Annotated in this window: 17 protein-coding genes; 12 read left to right on the top strand and 5 right to left on the bottom strand. The window is 65.3% G+C overall.

What is annotated here, in order from left to right:
* The first annotated feature begins 60 nt into the window (after positions 1–60).
* Entirely contained in the window at positions 61–1,917 is a 1,857-nt protein-coding gene (locus ACVILL_RS08795) for a feruloyl-CoA synthase (protein WP_456734210.1), read from the top strand.
* 464 nt (positions 1,918–2,381) lie between these two features.
* Here ACVILL_RS08795 and ACVILL_RS08790 read toward each other — a convergent pair whose 3' ends face one another.
* Complete coding sequence (locus ACVILL_RS08790) at positions 2,382–2,906, bottom strand: MarR family winged helix-turn-helix transcriptional regulator (protein ID WP_456728707.1); 525 nt, start codon at positions 2,904–2,906, stop codon at positions 2,382–2,384.
* Positions 2,907–2,989: 83 nt separating this feature from the next.
* On the opposite strand from ACVILL_RS08790, the gene ACVILL_RS08785 reads away from it, so the two are divergent.
* Both ACVILL_RS08785 and ACVILL_RS08780 read left to right on the top strand, forming a co-directional pair.
* A complete protein-coding gene (locus ACVILL_RS08785) occupies positions 2,990–4,192 on the top strand; it encodes a cytochrome P450 (protein WP_456728706.1) in 1,203 nt (400 codons plus the stop codon).
* A 43-nt stretch (positions 4,193–4,235) separates the two neighbouring features.
* Complete coding sequence (locus tag ACVILL_RS08780; protein ID WP_456728705.1) at positions 4,236–5,447, top strand: ABC transporter substrate-binding protein; 1,212 nt, start codon at positions 4,236–4,238, stop codon at positions 5,445–5,447.
* Between the two features lie 226 nt (positions 5,448–5,673).
* Here ACVILL_RS08780 and ACVILL_RS08775 read toward each other — a convergent pair whose 3' ends face one another.
* Entirely contained in the window at positions 5,674–6,285 is a 612-nt protein-coding gene (locus ACVILL_RS08775; RefSeq protein ID WP_456728704.1) for a cysteine hydrolase family protein, read from the bottom strand.
* A 189-nt stretch (positions 6,286–6,474) separates the two neighbouring features.
* Here ACVILL_RS08775 and ACVILL_RS08770 point away from each other — a divergent pair, with 189 nt between their 5' ends.
* Both ACVILL_RS08770 and ACVILL_RS08765 read left to right on the top strand, forming a co-directional pair.
* Positions 6,475–7,425, top strand: coding sequence for an AraC-like ligand-binding domain-containing protein (locus ACVILL_RS08770; protein ID WP_456728703.1), 951 nt, complete (start codon positions 6,475–6,477; stop codon positions 7,423–7,425).
* 224 nt (positions 7,426–7,649) lie between these two features.
* A complete protein-coding gene (locus tag ACVILL_RS08765) occupies positions 7,650–8,981 on the top strand; it encodes an IS1182 family transposase (RefSeq protein WP_456728556.1) in 1,332 nt (443 codons plus the stop codon).
* Between the two features lie 115 nt (positions 8,982–9,096).
* Here ACVILL_RS08765 and ACVILL_RS08760 read toward each other — a convergent pair whose 3' ends face one another.
* Both ACVILL_RS08760 and ACVILL_RS08755 read right to left on the bottom strand, forming a co-directional pair.
* Positions 9,097–10,371 carry an NAD(P)/FAD-dependent oxidoreductase gene (locus tag ACVILL_RS08760; RefSeq protein ID WP_456728702.1) on the bottom strand — a complete coding sequence of 425 codons (1,275 nt, stop codon included), beginning with the start codon at positions 10,369–10,371 and terminating at the stop codon, positions 9,097–9,099.
* Positions 10,372–10,486: 115 nt separating this feature from the next.
* Positions 10,487–11,893: an MFS transporter gene (locus ACVILL_RS08755; protein WP_456728701.1), complete on the bottom strand. Its 1,407-nt coding sequence runs from the start codon at positions 11,891–11,893 to the stop codon at positions 10,487–10,489.
* 177 nt (positions 11,894–12,070) lie between these two features.
* Here ACVILL_RS08755 and ACVILL_RS08750 point away from each other — a divergent pair, with 177 nt between their 5' ends.
* Positions 12,071–12,379, top strand: a complete 309-nt coding sequence (locus ACVILL_RS08750) for a hypothetical protein (RefSeq protein WP_456728700.1) — start codon at positions 12,071–12,073, stop codon at positions 12,377–12,379.
* Positions 12,380–12,414: 35 nt separating this feature from the next.
* On the top strand, positions 12,415–13,311 hold the full coding sequence (locus tag ACVILL_RS08745; protein WP_456728699.1) for a sigma-70 family RNA polymerase sigma factor: 897 nt from the start codon (positions 12,415–12,417) through the stop codon (positions 13,309–13,311).
* A gap of 14 nt (positions 13,312–13,325) precedes the next feature.
* On the opposite strand, the gene ACVILL_RS08740 is transcribed toward ACVILL_RS08745, so the two are convergent.
* On the bottom strand, positions 13,326–14,018 hold the full coding sequence (locus tag ACVILL_RS08740; protein WP_456728698.1) for a DUF805 domain-containing protein: 693 nt from the start codon (positions 14,016–14,018) through the stop codon (positions 13,326–13,328).
* A gap of 231 nt (positions 14,019–14,249) precedes the next feature.
* Between ACVILL_RS08740 and ACVILL_RS08735 the strand changes: the two genes are divergently transcribed.
* From ACVILL_RS08735 to ACVILL_RS08715, 5 genes are all read left to right on the top strand, one after another.
* Positions 14,250–15,434, top strand: a complete 1,185-nt coding sequence (locus ACVILL_RS08735; protein WP_456728697.1) for an ABC transporter substrate-binding protein — start codon at positions 14,250–14,252, stop codon at positions 15,432–15,434.
* A 136-nt stretch (positions 15,435–15,570) separates the two neighbouring features.
* Positions 15,571–16,488 carry a branched-chain amino acid ABC transporter permease gene (locus ACVILL_RS08730; protein ID WP_456728696.1) on the top strand — a complete coding sequence of 306 codons (918 nt, stop codon included), beginning with the start codon at positions 15,571–15,573 and terminating at the stop codon, positions 16,486–16,488.
* The gene (locus ACVILL_RS08725; protein WP_456728695.1) at positions 16,485–17,432 is read left to right on the top strand and encodes a branched-chain amino acid ABC transporter permease; all 948 of its coding nucleotides are present in this window, start codon (positions 16,485–16,487) and stop codon (positions 17,430–17,432) included. The genes ACVILL_RS08730 and ACVILL_RS08725 overlap by 4 nt, the downstream gene beginning before the upstream one ends.
* Positions 17,425–18,192: an ABC transporter ATP-binding protein gene (locus tag ACVILL_RS08720; protein ID WP_456728694.1), complete on the top strand. Its 768-nt coding sequence runs from the start codon at positions 17,425–17,427 to the stop codon at positions 18,190–18,192. The genes ACVILL_RS08725 and ACVILL_RS08720 overlap by 8 nt, the downstream gene beginning before the upstream one ends.
* On the top strand, positions 18,185–18,913 hold the full coding sequence (locus ACVILL_RS08715; protein WP_456728693.1) for an ABC transporter ATP-binding protein: 729 nt from the start codon (positions 18,185–18,187) through the stop codon (positions 18,911–18,913). The genes ACVILL_RS08720 and ACVILL_RS08715 overlap by 8 nt, the downstream gene beginning before the upstream one ends.
* The last annotated feature ends 163 nt before the right edge of the window (positions 18,914–19,076 follow it).

Raw genomic sequence — 19,076 nt, 5'->3', positions numbered from 1 at the left:
GCGCCGCACCATGTTGCAGCGTGATCCCGACAAGACACGGGCGAGGAGGAAACCATGACGATGGCCGCCGCCAGCGGAGACAATCCGAGCAGCCTGTTCGCGACGCCCGCGATCGTTGCCGATATCAGGGGCGACGGCAGCATCCTGGTGCGCTCGACAGCGCCACTGAAAGACAGCGCCCGCTGCGTCGGCGACTGGCTGGAGCATTGGGCGCGGCAGGCGCCGGATCGCATCTTTCTCGGCGAGCGCGCCAATGCCGAGGCGCCCTGGAGCACCGTCAGCTATCGCGACGCGCTCGGCATCGTGCGGCGGGCCGCATCGTGGGTGCTGGCGCGCGAGCTGAGTGCCGAGCGGCCGCTCGTCATCCTCTCCGACAATGGCATCGAGCACGCGCTGTTTGCGCTCGCCGCCCAGCATGTCGGCGTGCCCTTGGCCGCGATCTCGCCGGCCTATTCGCTGATGTCGAAAGACTTCGACAAGCTGAAGAGCATGATCAGCCTGCTCGAACCCGGTGCGATCTACGTCGCGGGCACGAAGCCGTTCGCGGCGGCGCTTGCCGCGATCAGGCCGCTGCATCGCGCCACCATCGTCAGCGGCAATCCCGACGATGCCGATGCGCTGACGTTCCGCACCATCGCAGCGACGACGGAATCGCCGGAGGTCGCCGCTACTTTCGCGGCGGTGACGCCGGACACGATCGCAAAATTCCTGTTCACCTCGGGCTCGACGGGCGCGCCGAAGGCCGTGATCAACACCCAGCGCATGCTGACCTCGAGCCAGCAGGCCAAGGCGCAGACCTGGACTTTCCTCGAGCAGTCCGGCGGTGAGCTCGTGATTCTGGATTGGCTGCCCTGGAGCCACACCTTCGGCGCCAACCACAATTTCAACCTGGTGCTGCGCAACGGCGGCACGCTCTACATCGACGGCGGCAAGCCGGCGCCCGGCCTGTTTTCGACCTCGCTCGCCAATCTGCGCAGCGTGGTGCCGACGGTCTATTTCAACGTGCCGCGCGGCTTCGACATGCTGATCGCAGCGCTCCGCACCGACAAAGAGCTGTGTCGCAAATTCTTCGAGGGCACCAAATTCGCCTTCTATGCCGGCGCGGCGCTGCCGCAGAATCTGTGGGACGCGCTGGAGGAATTGTCGTTGCAAACCGTCGGCCGCCGCCTGCCGATGGTGTCGGCCTGGGGCTCGACCGAGACCTCGCCGCTCGCGACCGATTGCCACTTCCTCGCCAAACGCTCCGGCAATATCGGCGTGCCGATCCCGGGCACCGAGCTGAAGCTCGTGCCGTCGGGCGACAAGCGGGAGGTGCGGGTGCGCGGGCCCAATGTCACCCCGGGTTACTGGAAGGCGCCTGAGCTGACCGCGGAGGCGTTCGATGACGAGGGCTTCTACAGGATCGGCGACGCCGTCACCTTTGCCGACCCGGATCGGCCGGAGCTCGGCCTGTTCTTCGACGGCCGCGTGGCGGAGGATTTCAAGCTCAATTCCGGCACCTGGGTCAGCGTCGGCACCTTGCGTGTCGCCGGCATCGCGGCACTGGCGCCGCTCGCGCAGGACATCGTCGTCACGGGCCACGGCCGCGACGAGGTACGTTTCCTGGTGTTTCCGAACCTTGCCGTCTGCCGTTCGCTGGCGGGGCTGGCCGAGAACGCCGACGTCCGTGAGGTGATCGGCCATCCGGCGGTCCGTTCCGCGATCGCGCAGGGGCTGGCACGGCTGAAGGCGCAAGGCGGCCATTCTTCCGGCCACGCCACCCGTGCGCTGTTGCTGGCCGAGCCCGCCTCGGTCGACGGCGGGGAGATCACCGACAAGGGCTACATCAACCAGCGCACCGTGCTGACGCGCCGCGCTGCAGCCGTGGCGATGCTGGAGGACGACGGGTCGTCAGAGCCCGTCGCCTGCGTGGGCTGAGGCACGATTGAGCAGGCCCAGTAAGGAAGGCACCAGCGGAAGGGTTCCCTCCCCCCTTGCGGGGGAGGGTTAGGGAGAGGGGTACCGCACGACACGCTCTCTCAATATGCATTCCGACGATACAGTCGCGCGAAACTGCGAAAGCGACGTTCCCATCGATCATCTCGCCCGGGGCCACCCCTCTCCCCAACCCTCCCCCGCAAGGGGGGAGGGAGCCTGGGCAGCGCGCCTACCTGACCAGTGGGCGACGTTACAGTTCGCTGCATGGCTCCGACGTCGCACTGCCAGTTTTTAGTTGCCGTAGCAACTAAGCTGTGTCAGTTTCGGCTCCCATAGGGACAGGGCCGGTCAACGGCTACGCGTTTGGGAGGACAATGTTGCGCAGCACGGCGCGAATGGCATGCATGGACAATCGGGCGGATACCGCGGTGGCGCTGGGCGCCGCCCGTGGCGCTGCCGCGCGGTCAGGTCGTGCTTTGCCCGGTCACGGCGCCGAGATTCTCGTGCAGCCGGCGCAGCAGGTCGATCAGCACCTCGCGCTCATCCTTCTTCAGGCACGACAGCAGCCGCCGCTCGCGCTCCAGCGCCGCGACGATGACCTTGTCGTGGATGGCGCGGCCGCGCGTGGTCAGCGTGATCGAATGGGTGCGGCCGTCGTCGGGCGCGGTGCGGATAGTCAGCAGGCCGCGTTTCTGCAGCGCCGCGAGATTGCGGCTGACCGGCCCCTTGTCGAAGCCGATCACCTGGCAGATCCGCGAGGCGGGAATTCCCGGCTCGATCGCCAGCTGCGAGATGATCCGCCACTCGGTGACGTTGACACCGAAATTCTTCTGGTAAAATGCGGTGGCGCTGTTCGACAGCTTGTTGCCGATGAAGGTGATGAACGCCGGCACATAGCGATTGAGGTCCAGCAGCGGGCCGTCAGTGGCATCTGCGGGATCGGCCGGTCTTGGCCGGCGGGGCTTTCGGGGGAGGGGCTGGCTGCTCATGTCCTCAAATCATCGCTGCGAAACCGTTCGGGAGCAAGTGACATGCGGCCCGTATTGACAAGATCAAACCTCGGGAGGTCCCGATGACCACAACAACAGATGCGTCCGTTCCGCATCTCGACGTCGATCCGTTCGCGCTCGACTTCTTCGCCGATCCATTCCCGACCCATGAGCGGCTGCGCGAGGCCGCGCCCGTGGTCTATCTCGACAAATGGAATGTCTATGGTGTGGCGCGCTACGCCGAGGTCTATGCGGTCCTGAACGATCCTGCGACCTTCTGCTCCAGCCGTGGCGTCGGCCTGAGCGACTTTTCCAAGGAAAAGCCGTGGCGGCCGCCGAGCCTGATCCTGGAGGCCGACCCGCCCGCCCACACCCGCACCCGCAATGTGCTGAGCACGGTGCTGTCGGCGACCGTGATGAAGCAGCTTCGCGGGCAATTTGCTGCTGCCGCCGAGGCGCGCGTCGATGCGCTGCTGGAGAAGCGCCGGTTCGACGCGATCCCGGACCTTGCGGAAGCCTATCCGCTGTCGATCTTCCCGGATGCGCTGGGCCTGAAGCCGGAGGGCCGCGAGCATCTGCTGCCCTATGCGAGCCTGGTGTTCAACGCCTTCGGTCCGCCGAACCAGCTCCGCGAGGAGGCGATCCAGCGCTCGGCGCCGCACCAGGCCTATGTCGCCGAGCAGTGCCAGCGCGACAATCTCACCCCGGGCGGCATTGGTGCCTGCATCCATGCCCACGTCGACAGCGGCGCCATTACCGCGACCGAGGCGCCGCTCCTGGTGCGCTCGCTGCTGTCGGCCGGCCTCGACACCACCGTCAACGGCATCGGCGCTGCCGTCTATTGCCTGGCGCGCTTTCCCGACCAGTTCGAGAAGCTGCGCGCCGATCCGACGTTGGCACGCAACGCCTTCGAGGAAGCGGTGCGGTTTGAAAGTCCGGTTCAGACCTTCTTCCGCACCACCACCCGCGACATCGAGCTCAGCGGCGCCAGGATCCCGGAGGGCGAGAAGGTGCTGATGTTCCTCGCCGCCGCCAATCGCGATCCGCGTCGTTGGGAAGAGCCCGACAGCTACAACATCACGCGCCGTACCTCCGGCCATGTCGGCTACGGCTCCGGCATCCACATGTGCGTCGGCCAGCTCGTTGCCCGCCTCGAAGGCGAGGTGATGATGGCGGCGCTGGCGCGCCGTGTCGCGAAAATCGAAATGACCGGCGAGCCGAAGCGGCTGTTCAATAACACGCTGCGCGGGCTCGAAAGCCTGCCGGTCGAGATCACGCCGGCCTGATGAAATTTGCAGGCTGCGCAATGACGCAAAGGGAGGGGATACGATGAGGGGCTTTGGGTTTGGTTTGGCGCTGGCATTGGCCTGCGCCGCGGGCGGCGCGCGCGCGGAGATTTCCGGCGATGTGGTGCGCGTCGGTGTGCTCAACGACATTTCCGGCATCTTCCAGGACACCAACGGCATGGGCTCGGTGGAGGCCGCGCGTATGGCGGCGCAGGATTTCAACGGCGGCGGCAAGGGAATCAAGGTCGAGATCGTCTATGCCGATCACCAGAACAAGGCCGATGTCGGATCTGCGATCGCGCGCAAATGGCTCGATGTCGAAGGCGTCGATGCCATCGTCGACGTGCCGAACTCGGCCGTCGGCCTCGCCATCAACACCGTGCTGCGCGATAGCAGGATGACCTTCCTCGCGTCGTCGACCGCAAGCTCCGATCTCACCGGCAAGGCCTGCTCGCCGAACACCATCCAATGGGTCAACGACGCGTGGGCGACCGGCAACACCACCGCGGCCGCGATGATGCAGCGCGGCGGCAAGGACTGGTATTTTGTGACCGTCGACTACGCGCTCGGCAAGGGCATCGAAGCCGAGGCAACGAACTACATCGAGAAGCACGGCGGCAAGGTGCTGGGATCGAGCAAGCATCCGCTCGGCACCTCCGACTTCGCGTCCTTCCTGCTGCAGGCGCAGAACTCGAAGGCCAAGGTGATCGGCCTCGCCAATGCCGGCGGCGATACCATCAACGCGGTGAAGCAGGCCGCCGAGTTCGGCATTCAGCAGGGCGGCCAGACCATGGTGGCGTTCCTGCTGTTCGTGAACGACGTCCACGGCATGGGTCTGAAGGTCGCGCAGGGCCTGCAACTGCTCGAGGCATTCTACTGGGACATGAATGACGACACCCGCGCGTTCGCAAAACGCTTCGCCGCGCGTCCCGGCATGAACGGCAAGATGCCGAGCGGCAACCAGGCCGGCGTCTATGCCTCGACGCTCGCCTACCTCAACGCGGTCGCCGCCACCGGCAGCGACGACGCCAAACTCGTGGTGCCGCACATGAAGACCTTCAAGGGTATGGACAAACTGTTCGGCGAGACCGCGATCCGCCAGGACGGCCGCGTCATCCACCCGATGTATCTGTTCGAGGTGAAGAAGCCGGAGGAGTCGAGGTATCCCTACGATTATTACAAGCTGATCGCGACCATCCCGGCCGAGCAGGCGTTCCGGCCGCTGGCCGATGGCGGCTGTCCGCTGGTGAAGTAAGAAGGGTGGCTGCCACGCAAACCGCTGCACCTCTCCCCTTGTGGGAGAGGTCGGATTGCATCGCCAGATGCAATCCGGGTGAGGGGTGCAGGTCTGTCGATCGGCAGAAGTCGCCCGAGAGACCGCAATCCCTCACCGGATCGCATTCCGCTTCGCTTCATGCGATCCGGCCTCTCCCACAGGGGAGAGGCGAACCGGGTTCGTTGCGGAAGGGTTGTCCTCGTCGCTACGCCGCCTTCGGACTGGCCACCTTCACGCGCGCCAACATCTCGGCCGCGGTCATCACATGCGCCGTTGAGAACGCGAGGATCGTCAGCGTGGCGCGATGCACTTCCTCGGCGGACAGGGCGCCCTGGCCGACATCGGGATAGTCGAACGTGCCCGTCGCGTCCGACAGGAAAACGACTTTGTAATTGTGGAACATGGCGTCGCGCGCGGTGGCGTGGCAACAGTTCTCGGTCGTCGTCCCCGAGATGATCACCGTCGTGATGCCCCATTCGCGCAGGACCAAGTCGAGGTCGGTCGCGAAGAACGCGCTGTAGCGGTGCTTCTTGATGACGTGCTCGCCGGGGGCGGGCGCAAGATCATTGAAGATCTCGACGCCCGCGGTGCCGTCGACCAGCGACGAGCGGTCGGCGATCGGCGAATAAAGATCGTCATAGAGCCCCATGTCGCTGCCGTCGCGGCGATGCACATGCGCGGTGTAGATGACGCGGATGCCCTTGTCGCGGCAGGCCTTCAGTGTCTGCGCCAGCCGCGGCACCATGGCGGCGGCCTGCGCGGATCGCAGCTTGGCGCCCTCGGCCACGAAATCGTTCTGCATGTCGACAACGATCATGACGGTGCGTGCGGGATCGATGACATCGCATTGGTAGCCATCTGTGTCTCCTCTCCTCGTGGAGGACATTCTCTACGCCGGTTCCTGCGGCCGTTCTTGGCTGTGCGGGCCAATCGCTGGACTCTGCTTGCCAGAACGAAGGGGCAGACGCAGAATATCCCGCTGCCGGGTTGGGCTGGAGCAGGACCAATGCAGACCCCAGATCACGCAGTCGTCGCGCAGACGCTGGTCGCGCCGGGTGACAGTTTCGACCGCTGGCATCACGTCACCTGCCGCGAATTCTCGCTGACCGAATGCCGCCGCATCGCCGACGAGGCATTTGCCGCGTCGATCTCGATCCGCCATTTCGGTCCGCTTGCGATCAACGACATCTGGTCGTCGACGCCGGCCGCCGACCGCATCCGGGTGATGCGCAGCGCGAGCGATGTCCGCAGGGACCCGCGCGATTATTTCATGCTGTGGCTCACGCTGCGCGGCGAGGTCAGCTTTGCCCAGGGCGGGCGCGAGGTGCAGATGCGCCGCGGCGATCTCATGCTGCATGACCAGGCGCAGCCGTTCACGCTGGAATTCGCCCCGAGCACGCGGTCGATCATGGTGTCGATCCCGCGGCCGCTGCTGCTTGCGCGGCTGCCGGATGCGCAACGCCTGACCGCGCGAAAGGTCGGCAACACCTCAAAGGTCGGAGCGTTGGCGGGATCGCTGATCCGCCGGCTGACGCGCCTTGACGACGAGGCGGGGCCCGCCGCGATGCGGCTCGGCGCCTCGGTGCTGGATATTTTCGCAACCACGCTGCAGACCGAGTTGACGGACGAGGTGCCACAGCACGGCGACGAACGGCTGGCGCGGGCCAAGGCCTACATCCTGGCCAATCTCGACAACCCCGAGCTCGATCTCGATGCGATCTCCACCGCGCAGAACATCGCGCCGCGCACGCTCAATCGGCTGTTCGCGCGCGAAGGCACGACGCCGATCCGCTGGCTCTGGCAGCAGCGCCTCGCCGGTGCCCACCAGGCGCTGGCCGAACGCCGCTTCGCCCACGTCACCGACGTCGCGCTGAGCTTCGGCTTCAGCGACGTCTCGCATTTCAGCCGCGCCTTCAAGGCCGCATTCGGCCGCTCGCCGCATCAGGTGATGGGGTAGGGGCATGCGGATTGCCGTTCCACACGCGGCAAATTGATCCGTCATCCTGACGAGCGCGCTCTTGCGCGCGTCTCGAAGGATGCACGGCCACCAGCCGGGCCGTCGATCCTTCGAGACGCCCGCGTTGCGGGCTCCTCAGAGGGTGTGAATCTTTGTTCGGGATGAGGGTTGAGTTTTCCTACGCGGAGTGATTCCTGCAGCTGTACTATCCGAGAGGTGCAGCGATGCCTGGCGACGAACTGTTTGCCGATCTTCCGGTACAGAAAGCTGAGCGGGAGAGCGATCCGGGGCAGCCGCGGATGCGGGAACCGGTACGCGATCAGATCGAGCTTCGGGCAGTCGATCTGGAGGCGCTGGTAGCCGCCGATCATCCAGTCCGGGTGATCTGGGCTTACGTCGAGAAGCTTGATCTGGGCGAGCTTGAAGAGGCGATTAGAGCTCGAACCCACACGGCGGGACAGGCCCCGGCGAGCCCGCGGCTTTTACTGGCACTGTGGCTTTATGCGACGAGCGAGGGGGTTGGCAGCGCGCGAGCGCTGGCCAGGCTGTGTGAGAGCCACGACGTCTATCGGTGGCTCTGCGGCGGGGTGAGTGTGAACTATCACGGCCTTGCCGACTTCCGCACGGCGCATCCGGAGCTTCTGGATCGGCTGTTGAGCGAAAACATCGCCAGCCTGTCGGTGGCCGAGATCATCGACCTCGATGAGGTGGCGCAGGACGGAGTGCGGGTACGTGCCTCGGCTGGGAGCAAGTCGTTCCGCCGCCGCAGGAAGCTTCACAAGGAGTTGCGCAAGGCGCAACGATTGATCCGACAGCTGAAGGACGAAGCAGCCGACGATCCGCAAGCCAGCAGCCGGCGGATCGCTGCGGCCAACGAACGGGCCCTGCGTGAACGCGAGCAGCGCGTGGCGGCAGCGCTGAAAAAGCTGGCCGAGATCGAGGCGGAACGCGAACGGCGCAGCAAGACCAACAAGAAGGAGGTCGAGAAGCAGAAGGAGCCGCGCGCCTCCACCACCGACCCCGATGCCCGCGTCATGAAAATGGCCGATGGCGGCTTCCGCCCCGCCTACAATTGCCAGCTCTCGACCGTCGCCGGTGGCCAGATCGTGATCATCCCGGACGTCAAAACCGTCGGCTCCGACCGCGGCTTGGCCCGGCCGATGCTGGAGGAGATCAACCGCCGCCATGGCCGATGGCCGAAGCGGTTGCTGATCGACGGCGGCTTCAACAAGAATGAGGATACCGAGTGGGCGGCTGACCGCGGCATCAAGGTCTACGGGCCGCCTTCACGCAGCAAGCACCAGCGCGACCCATATGAGCCACGCGACAACGATGGGCCCGGCGTCGCCGCCTGGCGAGCCCGCATGAAGAGCCCACGTGGCAAGTCGATCTACAAGCGTCGAGCCCAGGCGGAGTGTATCAACGCTCGCTTCCGCAACTGGGGCCTGCAGCAGTTCACCGTACGCGGCCTCAAAAAGGTCCAGACGGTCCTGCGCTGGTTCGCACTCACCAACAACATCCTGGCCGGCCACCGCCTGCTCCAGGCTGCAGCTTGAAGCCTGGCCATCAAATCGTCAAAGCCCAATCCCGCTTTGCCGCAGCTGCTAACTTCAAATAGGGTCACAGCCTCTCAGGATGAGGAGATAGACTGAGTGCGTAACCCGCGAATGCCTACTGCGCGACCTTGCTGCTGCCTTGCGTGATCAGCCGCGCGGCGCGCTGGTCGCGGGTGTGGATCCAGAGCCAGTTCATCGCTACCGCAATCCGGTGGCGCACGCCGATCAGGAAGTAGATGTGGGCGAGGCCCCAGATCCACCATGCCAGCGAGCCGCGCAGCTTGAGCCAGCCGAAATCGATCACCGCTTTCTTCTTCCCGATCTGTGCCAGGCTGCCGGCATGCTTGTAGCGGAACGGCGGCAGCGTCTTGCCGTCGAGCCGGGCCTTGATCAGCGCGGCGACGTAGCGCCCCTCCTGCTTGGCGGCCGGCGCGATGCCGGGCACCGGGTTGCCGTCGGGGTCCTTGATCGTGACGGTGTCGCCGACGGCGAAGACATCGGGATGGCCCGGCACGCTGAGATCCGGCTCGACCTGCAGCCGATGGGCGCGATCGGCCGGCGCGTTCAGCCACTCGGCGGCGCGCGAAGCGCGCACGCCGGCGGCCCAGACGATGGTGCGCGCCTCCAGCCGCTTGCCGCCGAACATCACGCCGTCGGCCGAGCATTCGGTGACCGGTTCGCCCAGCATCACCTCGACGCCGAGCTTTTCCAGCGACGCTTGCGCATAGGCCGACAGATCGTCGGGAAATCCCGCCAGCACGCGCGGCCCGGCTTCGATCAGAACCACGCGCGCCTTGCGCGTGTCGATGTGGCGGAAGTCGCTGGGCAGCGTGTCCTTGGCGAGGTCGGCGATGGTGCCGGCCATCTCGACGCCGGTGGGCCCGGCGCCGATGATGACGAAGGTCAAGAGCGCCGCGCGCTTGTCGGGATCGGTCTCGCGCTCGGCGCGCTCGAAGGCGACCAGGATGCGTCGCCGCAGCGTCGTCGCGTCCTCCAGCGTCTTCAGGCCGGGCGCGAACGGCTCCCATTCGTCATGGCCGAAATAGGCGTGGCGCGCGCCGGTGGCGAGGATCAGCGTGTCGTAGGGAATGCTGCCGCCGTCGTCGAGCTGCACCTGCTTTGCCGCCGCATCGACGCCGCAGACATTGGCAAACAGCGTCGTCACCTCGCGACGGTCGCGCAAGAGATAGCGGATCGGCCAGGCGATCTCGCTGGTTGCCAGTGACGCGGTCGCGACCTGATAGAGCAGCGGCTGGAACAGATGATGGTTGCGGCGGTCGATCAGCGTGATCTCGACCGGCGCGCCGCGAAGACCGAAGGCGGCTTCCAGCCCGCCGAAGCCGGCGCCGACGATCACCACGCGATGAGGTTTGGTCGGCGCTTGCGTCATCTGATGTCGTCCCCGCTGTCGAACGGCTTCGTCACCTGATTATGTAATCATTCGCAGCCTCATTCCAACACGAAATGCCCGATCGCCCGATAGCAAAACCCAATCGCCGCACGCCTCACGCATCCTGCGGCGCAGCCGCTGCAACCGCGCGTTGCCGCATCGGCAGGAACAGTCCCGCGACAGCGCCGGCGAGCGACAGCGTCGCCGCAAGGCTCATCGCCGCAGCGAAGCCGCTGGTGAAATGTCCGGATGAATCGGCAGCACCATTGGCCGTGAAGCTTGCCACCAGCGCCGCGATGCCGAACATGCCGCCGAGGAAGCGGCCCATGTTGAAGACGCCCGAGGCCTTGCCCATCTCGCTGACGGAAACGGAGCTCAGCACCGCGTTCTGCGCGGCCGGCATCGCCATCGAGACGCCGACGCCGGCAAGCACCAACGGCACGACCAGCGCGGAATAGGACACGGACGGAGACCCGATCTCGCTGATCCAGCCGAGCCCGACCGCCTGCATCAGGAGGCCGGTGACGACAAGCGTGCGCTCACCGAATCGGTTGACGACGGCGCCGGCGATCGGCGCCGTGACGAACAATGTCGCGGTCCATGGTATCAGGCGCAGCCCGGCGCCGAAGGCATCGAAGCCGAGCGCGATCTGCAGGAACTGCGGCAGCAGGAATAGCACGCCGTACATCGCGGCGTAGAACAGCACGCTTGCGGCCATGCCGGACGCAAACGGTCTTGAAGCGAACAGCCGCATCGGCACCATCGGGCTTGCAGTACGCAGCTCCCACAGCACGAACATCGCGGCCAGCGCGACGCCGCCGATCAGCGCGCCCGTCGCTTCGGCGCTGGCCCATCCGACGCTATTGCCGCGCAGCAGGCCCCAGACCAGGGCAAGCGCCGCGAGTGCGACCAGTATCAGTCCGGCGATGTCGAGCGGCGCCTTTGGTCCGAAGCTTTCGCGCAGGCGCGTGATCACCAGTGGAATCGCAACGAGGCCGATCGGCAAATTGATCCAGAAGATCCAGCGCCAGCCGAGATGCTCGGTGATGAAGCCGCCGATCGCGGGACCGATGATCAGCGCGCAGCCGGTGATGCCGCTGAAGATGCCGAGCGCGCGGGCGCGGTCCTCGCGGCCGAAGGCGCCGCTCAGGATCGCCATCGCCAGCGGCATCACCAGTGCGGCGCCTGCGCCTTGCAAGGCGCGGGCGGCGATCAGTGCGGCGGCGTTGCCGGCCAGCGCGCAGGCCGCGGATGCCACGACGAACAGCGCGATCCCGATCGCGAACATCCTGCGCCGTCCAAAACGGTCGCCGAGCGCAGCACCGGTCAAGAGCAACACCGCGAAGGTCAAATTGAAGGCGTTGACGGTCCATTGCAGCGTCTCCACCGGGCTGCCGAAATCGGCGCGGATGGTGGCGAAGGCCGTGGTCATGATCATGGCGTCCAGCGCCATCATGAAGGATGCCAGCGCGGTGAGGCCGAGCACCCAGCGCTGCTCGTTGCGCTCTCGAGGGGTCTGCATGGTCCGTTCTCCATTGGCGTGCCGCAGGGTTGCGGCGCGCTTCGCAGGCCAAGACGAACCGGGATGGGCAAAGGATTCGGCCGATAATTATTTTTGCGGGACCGCATCCTTTGGTGGTCCGCAAACGTCCTTGGGTCTGACGTGGCCGGTTCAGGCCGCAGAACCGAGGAGGTTGTGATGAGACGGACCCTGATCAGGTACAAGGCGAAGCCGGAGCTGGCGGACAAGAACGCCGAGCTGGTGGCTGCCGTATTCGCCGAATTGAAGGCGGCCAGCCCGGATGGCGTGCGCTATCTGACCCTGCGGCTGGAGGACGACACCTTCATCCATATGGTCGAGACCACCGCCGAGGACGGCTCGAGCCCGATCCCGGAGCTGGCCGCATTCCAGGCCTTCCAGGACGGCATCCGCGATCGCTGCGCCGAGCCGCCGCTGGTTCGCAGTGCGGTGATTGTCGGCAATTATCGTATGCTGGATGAGCCGTGAACCGACGAGCCTTGAACCAATCCGGCGGAGCCATCATGACGTCACCACCCCGAGCGCCGGCCGCAGCCGAGGTCGACGCGTTGCTGGCGGCGATGCGGCCGAGGCTGCATCGCTACTGCGCCCGCATGGTCGGATCCGTCATCGACGGCGAGGATGTGCTGCAGGACGCGTTGATCAAGGCGGTGGAGGCTGTCGCGTCCGCCGCCCCGATCCAGAATCCCGAAGCCTGGCTGTTCCGGATCGCGCACAACACCGCGCTCGATTTCCTCAGGCGGCGCAACCGCCGGGAAGCGCTGCACGCGCCGGAGGAGGTGGACATGATGGCCGGAGAGCTCGATGATTTCAGTCGCCGCGAGATCGCGGCAGGCAGCCTGCGCACCTTCATGCGGCTGCCGGTGGCGCAGCGCTCCAGCGTGATCCTGATGGATGTGCTGGGCTGCTCGTTGCAGGAGATCTGCGGCATCATGGATTTCAGCCTGCCCGCGGTGAAGGCGGCGCTGCATCGCGGACGCACGCAACTGCGTGAATTCGCCCGCGAGCCTGACGATGCGCCCCGGCCCGGCCTGTCGAGCGATGATCGCATCAGGTTGAACGCCTATGTCAACCGCTTCAACGCCCGCGACTTCGACGCCATCCGCGCCATGATCGCCGATGACATCAGGCTCGAGCTTGTCAACCGGACGCGGCTGAACGGCAAGGCCGAGGTGTCGCGCTACTTCGGCAATTATTCGAAGATCGACGACTGGCACCTGGTGACCGGACAGGTCGAGGGCCGTCCCGCGATCCTGGTGTTCGATCCGGACGCTCTGGACGCGCCGCCGCGATCGTTCATGCTGCTCGACTGGTCGGCCGACAAGGTCGCGACGATCAGGGATTTCCGCCACGCGCCATATGCGATCGACGGCGCCGAATGGGCGGTGGATGAAGGGTAGTGGTCGACGTCCCGCTACCGCGTCTTTCCGCCGAATTCGCCGTTGGCAATCCGCGTGATGCGACTGCCGGCGGCGGCCGGTGCGCTGCTTCGCTGAAACATGCCGCCGCTGCTGTCGCTCGGCAGCGGCGGCGGTTCTTCGACATAGCCGCCACCCCGCCAGACCAGCAGGACGATGTTCATCGCGCCATTGACGGCCGCGCCGACCACCGTTTCGGTGTGATGATAGGTCAGCGCATATTCGGGAAATCGTCCGGCAATGGCCTTGTCAAGCATCAGGAGCGCGATCCATGCCGTCATCACGCAGACCGGATCCCATCCCATGTCACGCACCCGCATCGACTGCAGCATGAAGCAGACGACGAGCATGCCATAGAAGGAAATGACCAAGGCGGGGCTGTTCGACGCCTGCGCCAGCAGCACGTCCATCCTGCCGCTCGGGACGTTGCCGGTGATGCCGTAGACCAGCATCACGAAGCCGAAGCCCACCGCGAGGCTGCACAAGAAGAAGGCCAACCGGCCCATCCGGGCATTGAAGCCGAAGATGTAGTTCAGCATGTGACGCACCCCTTTGGCGGCAGCGTCGCCCGGTGATGCTTTCCGGACCATGAAGCGCGCGGGCGCTTGTCGACCGGTGGTTTCCGGGTGCTTTACCGGATCGCTAAAGCCTGCTGCATTGCGGTGCCTCGGGGCTGCCCCCTGCGACAATCCGTTGCTTGCGCAACCGGCATTATATTTCTTGCCATGGTCGATTTTGACGAATTATGATGCACGGTGCTGGGGTATGCGCCGAAGGTTCTAATGCAGTGCCGTCGGTTCATGCTTGCTGCACACTTGCGATATCGCGCACAAAACACACAGAACGACGCGCGGAAAGCGTGACCCACGGGCGCTCGTGATCGAGCCCGGCGGGATCTTTGGTTGAGGAGGGGAGTGAATATGAAAAAGGCATTTTGGCTGGCAGGCGCCATGAGCCTAGGGCTGGCTCTGGCGCTCGCGCAGCCCGCGACGGCGGCTGACAGCGTCAAGATCGGCTTCGTCTCGACCTTCAGCGGGCCGACCGCCGTGATCGGCAACGACATGCGCAATTCCTTCGAGCTCGCGCTCGACCATCTCGGCCGCAAGATCGACGGCAAACCGGTCGAGGTGATCTACGAGGACGACCAGCAGAAGCCCGATGTCGGCAAGCAGAAGACCGAGAAGCTGGTGCAGTCCGACAAGGTCGATTTCATCGTCGGCTACATCTGGTCGAACGTGCTGCTGGCGTCGCTGAAGACCGCGGTCGACTCGAAAACCTTTCTGATCTCGGCCAATGCCGGTCCGTCGCAGCTCGCCGGCGAATTGTGTTCGCCCTACGTGTTCTCGACCTCCTGGCAGAACGACCAGACGCCCGCCGCGATGGGCCTCTACATGAACCAGAAGGGCGTCAAGTCGGTGTTCCTGATCGGCCCGAACTACGCCGCCGGCAAGGACATGCTCGCGGGCGTGAAGAGCACCTTCAAGGGCGAGGTGGTCGGCGAGGAATACACGGTGTGGCCGAGCCAGCTCGACTTCTCCGCCGAGCTGACGAAAGCGCGCAATTCGAAGGCCGAATCGATCTTCGTGTTCTATCCGGGTGCGGCCGGCGTCCAGTTCCTGAACCAGTACGCTCAGGCCGGCATCAAGGCGCAGATCCCGCTCTACACCGCGTTCACCATCGACGAATTGTCGCTGCCGCTGCAGAAGGACAACGCGATCGGCATTCCCGGCGCGCAGGAATGGGTCAACGATTTGCCGAACGCCGAGAACAAGAAATTCGTCGAGGACTATCGCAAGAAGTACACCGGCCTGCGCCCGACCTATTACGGTGCCCAGGCCTATGACGCCGCCCAGCTGATCAACAGCGCCGTCGTCGCGGTGAAGGGCGACCTCACCAAGAAGGACGCGATGAAGGCGGAGATGGAGAAAGCCAACTTCAAGTCGCTGCGCGGCCCGTTCAAGTACGGCAACAACCACATCCCGATCCAGAACTTCTATCTGCAGGACGTGGTCAAGGATGCCGACGGCCAGCTCTCGCTGAAGACGGTCGCGACCATCGTCAAGGACGACCAGGACAGATTCCACGACAAGTGTTCGATGAAGTGATCCTTGTAGCAATTTCTGCCGGTGCATGATCTGCCGAAACGTTGAGCTTTCTCATTGGCGATCGTGCATCCAATAACAATAAGCGGCGGCGCATGCGCGCTGCCGCTGTTTTGTTTCAGCCCGATATGAAGGATCCATGTATCTCGTCGTCGAACAACTGCTGAACGGCCTGCAATTCGGGCTCCTGCTGTTCCTGCTGGCAGCCGGCCTCACGCTGGTGTTCGGCATCATGGACTTCGTCAATCTGGCGCACGGCTCGCTCTACATGATGGGCGCCTATTTCGCGGCGACCTTCGTGGCCTGGACCGGCAGCTTCGTGCTCGGCGCGCTGATGGCGCTCGGCGCCACGCTGCTGCTCGGCATCGTGCTCGAATATGTCGCGCTCAGGCATCTCTATGGCCGCGACCATCTCGACCAGGTGCTGGCGACGTTCGGCCTGATCCTGTTCTTCAACGACGCCGTGCGGTTGATCTGGGGCCCGGCCGGCCTCGCGCTTCCGCTGCCGGCCTGGCTCACCGTGCCGGTGCAGATCATTCCCGGCGTGTATTACCCGGCCTACCGGCTGATGATCATCCTGGTCGCGCTCGCGGTCGCAGCGCTGCTCTATCTCGTCGTGATGCGCACCCGCGTCGGCATGCTGATCCGCGCCGGCGCCTCCAACCGCGAGATGATCGGGGCGCTCGGCATCAACATCAAGCTGCTGTTCACGCTGGTGTTCGGCCTTGGCGCCGCGCTCGCCGGCCTCGCCGGGCTGATGCAGGCGCCGATCCTCACCGTGCAGATCGGCATGGGCGAGAACATCCTGATCCTGGCCTTCGTCATCATCGTGATCGGCGGCATCGGCTCGATCCGCGGCGCCTTCATGGCCGCGCTCTTCGTCGGCATCATCGACACGATGGGCCGCGCCTTCCTGCCGGACCTCTTGCGCAAGGTGCTGAGCGGGGCGGCGGCCTCGACCGCGGCGCCGGCGCTGTCCTCGATGCTGATCTATCTCCTGATGGCCATCATCCTTGTGCTGCGGCCCGAGGGCCTGTTCCCGGCGGCCAAACGATGAAGCCCAAGCTCAACGCCTCCAATGCGGTCGCGGCGCTGGTGTGCGCCGCCCTGCTGCTGCTGCCGGTCTATTCGGCCGCCACCGGCAACATCTTCATCCTCACGCTGTTCACCCGCATCGTGATCTTCGCGCTGGCGGCCGCCAGCCTCAACCTCATCATGGGCTATGGCGGCATGATGAGCTTCGGCCACGCCGCCTATCTCGGCATCGGCGGCTATGCCGTCGGCATCCTCGCCGCCGAGGGCATCGGCTCCGGCTTCATCCAGTGGCCGGTGGCGCTTGTGGTCTCCGCATTGTTTGCGCTGGTGATCGGCGCGCTGTCGCTACGCACCCGCGGCGTCTACTTCATCATGATCACGCTCGCCTTTGCGCAGATGGCCTACTACATCGCTTCCGGCCTGTCGCGCTACGGCGGCGACGACGGCCTTACCGTGTACAAGCGCAGTGATTTCGCCGGCCTGATCAACTTGTCGGATCGTAACCAGTTCTATTATCTGTGCCTGGCCTGCCTGTTCGGCGGCCTCTATCTGATCTGGCGCATCGTCAATTCGCGCTTCGGCCTCGTGGTCCAGGGCGTCCGCTCCAACGAGCAGCGCATGCAGGCGATCGGCTTCCACGCCAATCGCTACCGCCTGGTCTGCTTCGTCATCGCAGGCACGATCTGCGGCCTTGCCGGCGCGCTGCTCGCCAACAACACCGACTTCGTCAGCCCCGCCGTGATGTACTGGACTCGCTCCGGCGACTTGATGGTCATGGTGATCCTGGGCGGCATGGGCTCGCTGTTCGGCCCCGTCGTCGGCGCGATCGTCTATCTCCTGCTCGAGGAGCTGCTGTCGCAGTTCACCGAATTCTCGGGCCTGATCCTGGGGCCGGTGCTGTTGCTGATCGTGCTGTTCGCGCGCGGCGGCATCATGGGCCTGCTCGGGAGGATGCGCCGTGCCTGATTGCTTGCTCCGCGTCGACAATCTGGTCCGCCGCTACGGCGGCATCACCGCGACCGACAACCTCTCGATGGAGGTGGTCCCGGGCGAACTGCACGCCATCATCGGCCCCAACGGCGCCGGCAAGACCACGCTGATCAGCCAGCTCACCGGGCAAGTGATGCCGAATTCCGGCACCATTACTTTCGCCGGCCGCGACGTCACGGGCCTGCCGTCCTACAAGCGCTCCAGGCTCGGACTGGCGCGCTCGTTCCAGATCACCTCGCTGCTGAGGGATTTTTCCGCGATCGACAATGTCGCACTCGCCGCCCAGGCGCATGACGGCCACTCGTTCCGCTTCTGGGGCAATGCACGCAAGGAGCGGCATCTGCGCGACACCGCGCGCGCGGCGCTGGAGCGCGTCGGCCTCGGCAAGCGTGCCGATATCGTGGTCTCGCAACTGAGCCATGGCGAGCAGCGGGAGCTCGAGCTCGCGGTTGCGCTCGCCACCAGGCCGCAGCTTCTGCTGCTGGACGAACCGATGGCCGGGCTCGGCGTCACCGAGTCGGCGCGGATGGTCGCGCTGCTGAAGGAGCTGCGCAAGGAAGTGACCATCGTGCTGGTCGAGCACGACATGGAGGCGGTGTTCGCGCTCGCCGATCGCATCACGGTGCTGGTCTATGGCCGCGTCATCGCCTGCGGCACGCCCGACGCGATCCGCAAGGACGAAGAGGTCAAGCGCGCCTATCTCGGCGAGCAGCATGCGGTGACGCGCCATGGTTGAAACGAAAGCGGCTGACACTCTGCTCGAAGTCGACGCGATCGAGACCTGCTATGGCCTGAGTCAGGTGCTGTTCGGCCTGTCGCTGCAGATCAAGTCGGGCGAGATGGTCGCGCTGATGGGCCGCAACGGCATGGGCAAGACCACCACCATCCGCTCGATCATGGGCCTGACGCCGGCCCGCGCCGGCGGCATCCGCTTCGCCGGCGAGGCGGTGCGCGGGCTGCCTTCGTACAGAATCGCAAAGCTCGGCATCGGCCTCGTGCCGGAGGGGCGCCAGATCTTTCCGAACCTGACGGTGCGCGAAAATCTCGTCGCCGCCTCAGGCAATCGATTCGGCGTCTCCGATCCGTGGACGCTGGAAAAGATCCACGCGCTGTTTCCGCGGCTCGCCGAACGATCAGGCAATATGGGCGTCACGCTGTCCGGCGGCGAGCAGCAGATGCTCGCGATCGGCCGCGCGCTGATGACCAACCCGAAGCTCCTGATCCTCGACGAGGCGACCGAAGGCCTTGCACCCCTGATCCGCGACGAGATCTGGAACTGCCTGTCGATGCTGAAGGGGCGCGGGCAGTCGGTGCTGGTGATCGACAAGAACGTCGGAAACCTCGCCCGCATCGCCGACCGCCACTACATCATCGAGCGCGGCAAGACGGTGTGGAGCGGGACCAGTGAGCAACTGATCGCCGAGCCGGATCTGCAGCACAAGTATCTGGGGATTTGATCGGGGACGGTGCGCTCGCACCATATTCGACGTCGTCCCGGCGAAGGCCGGGACCCATATGTGGACGGCCCCCGTGGCACAAGAGGTTTCTGGAACTGGTCGGATCGCTGTCATCCATATGTCCGGCCTGTTTGATGCGGTCGGATTGACCGCTGGGCCAAGA

The sequence above is a fragment of the Bradyrhizobium sp. USDA 3364 genome (genome assembly GCF_054056355.1).
This window is presented reverse-complemented; position numbering and strand designations above follow the sequence as displayed.

Coding starts and splice junctions, on each gene's coding strand:
- ACVILL_RS08795 (WP_456734210.1), top strand. CDS start 61: ATGGCCGCCGCCAGCGGAGACAATCCGAGCAGCCTGTTCGCGACGCCC.
- ACVILL_RS08790 (WP_456728707.1), bottom strand. CDS start 2,906: ATGAGCAGCCAGCCCCTCCCCCGAAAGCCCCGCCGGCCAAGACCGGCC.
- ACVILL_RS08785 (WP_456728706.1), top strand. CDS start 2,990: ATGACCACAACAACAGATGCGTCCGTTCCGCATCTCGACGTCGATCCG.
- ACVILL_RS08780 (WP_456728705.1), top strand. CDS start 4,236: ATGAGGGGCTTTGGGTTTGGTTTGGCGCTGGCATTGGCCTGCGCCGCG.
- ACVILL_RS08775 (WP_456728704.1), bottom strand. CDS start 6,285: ATGATCGTTGTCGACATGCAGAACGATTTCGTGGCCGAGGGCGCCAAG.
- ACVILL_RS08770 (WP_456728703.1), top strand. CDS start 6,475: ATGCAGACCCCAGATCACGCAGTCGTCGCGCAGACGCTGGTCGCGCCG.
- ACVILL_RS08765 (WP_456728556.1), top strand. CDS start 7,650: ATGCCTGGCGACGAACTGTTTGCCGATCTTCCGGTACAGAAAGCTGAG.
- ACVILL_RS08760 (WP_456728702.1), bottom strand. CDS start 10,371: ATGACGCAAGCGCCGACCAAACCTCATCGCGTGGTGATCGTCGGCGCC.
- ACVILL_RS08755 (WP_456728701.1), bottom strand. CDS start 11,893: ATGCAGACCCCTCGAGAGCGCAACGAGCAGCGCTGGGTGCTCGGCCTC.
- ACVILL_RS08750 (WP_456728700.1), top strand. CDS start 12,071: ATGAGACGGACCCTGATCAGGTACAAGGCGAAGCCGGAGCTGGCGGAC.
- ACVILL_RS08745 (WP_456728699.1), top strand. CDS start 12,415: ATGACGTCACCACCCCGAGCGCCGGCCGCAGCCGAGGTCGACGCGTTG.
- ACVILL_RS08735 (WP_456728697.1), top strand. CDS start 14,250: ATGAAAAAGGCATTTTGGCTGGCAGGCGCCATGAGCCTAGGGCTGGCT.
- ACVILL_RS08730 (WP_456728696.1), top strand. CDS start 15,571: ATGTATCTCGTCGTCGAACAACTGCTGAACGGCCTGCAATTCGGGCTC.
- ACVILL_RS08725 (WP_456728695.1), top strand. CDS start 16,485: ATGAAGCCCAAGCTCAACGCCTCCAATGCGGTCGCGGCGCTGGTGTGC.
- ACVILL_RS08715 (WP_456728693.1), top strand. CDS start 18,185: ATGGTTGAAACGAAAGCGGCTGACACTCTGCTCGAAGTCGACGCGATC.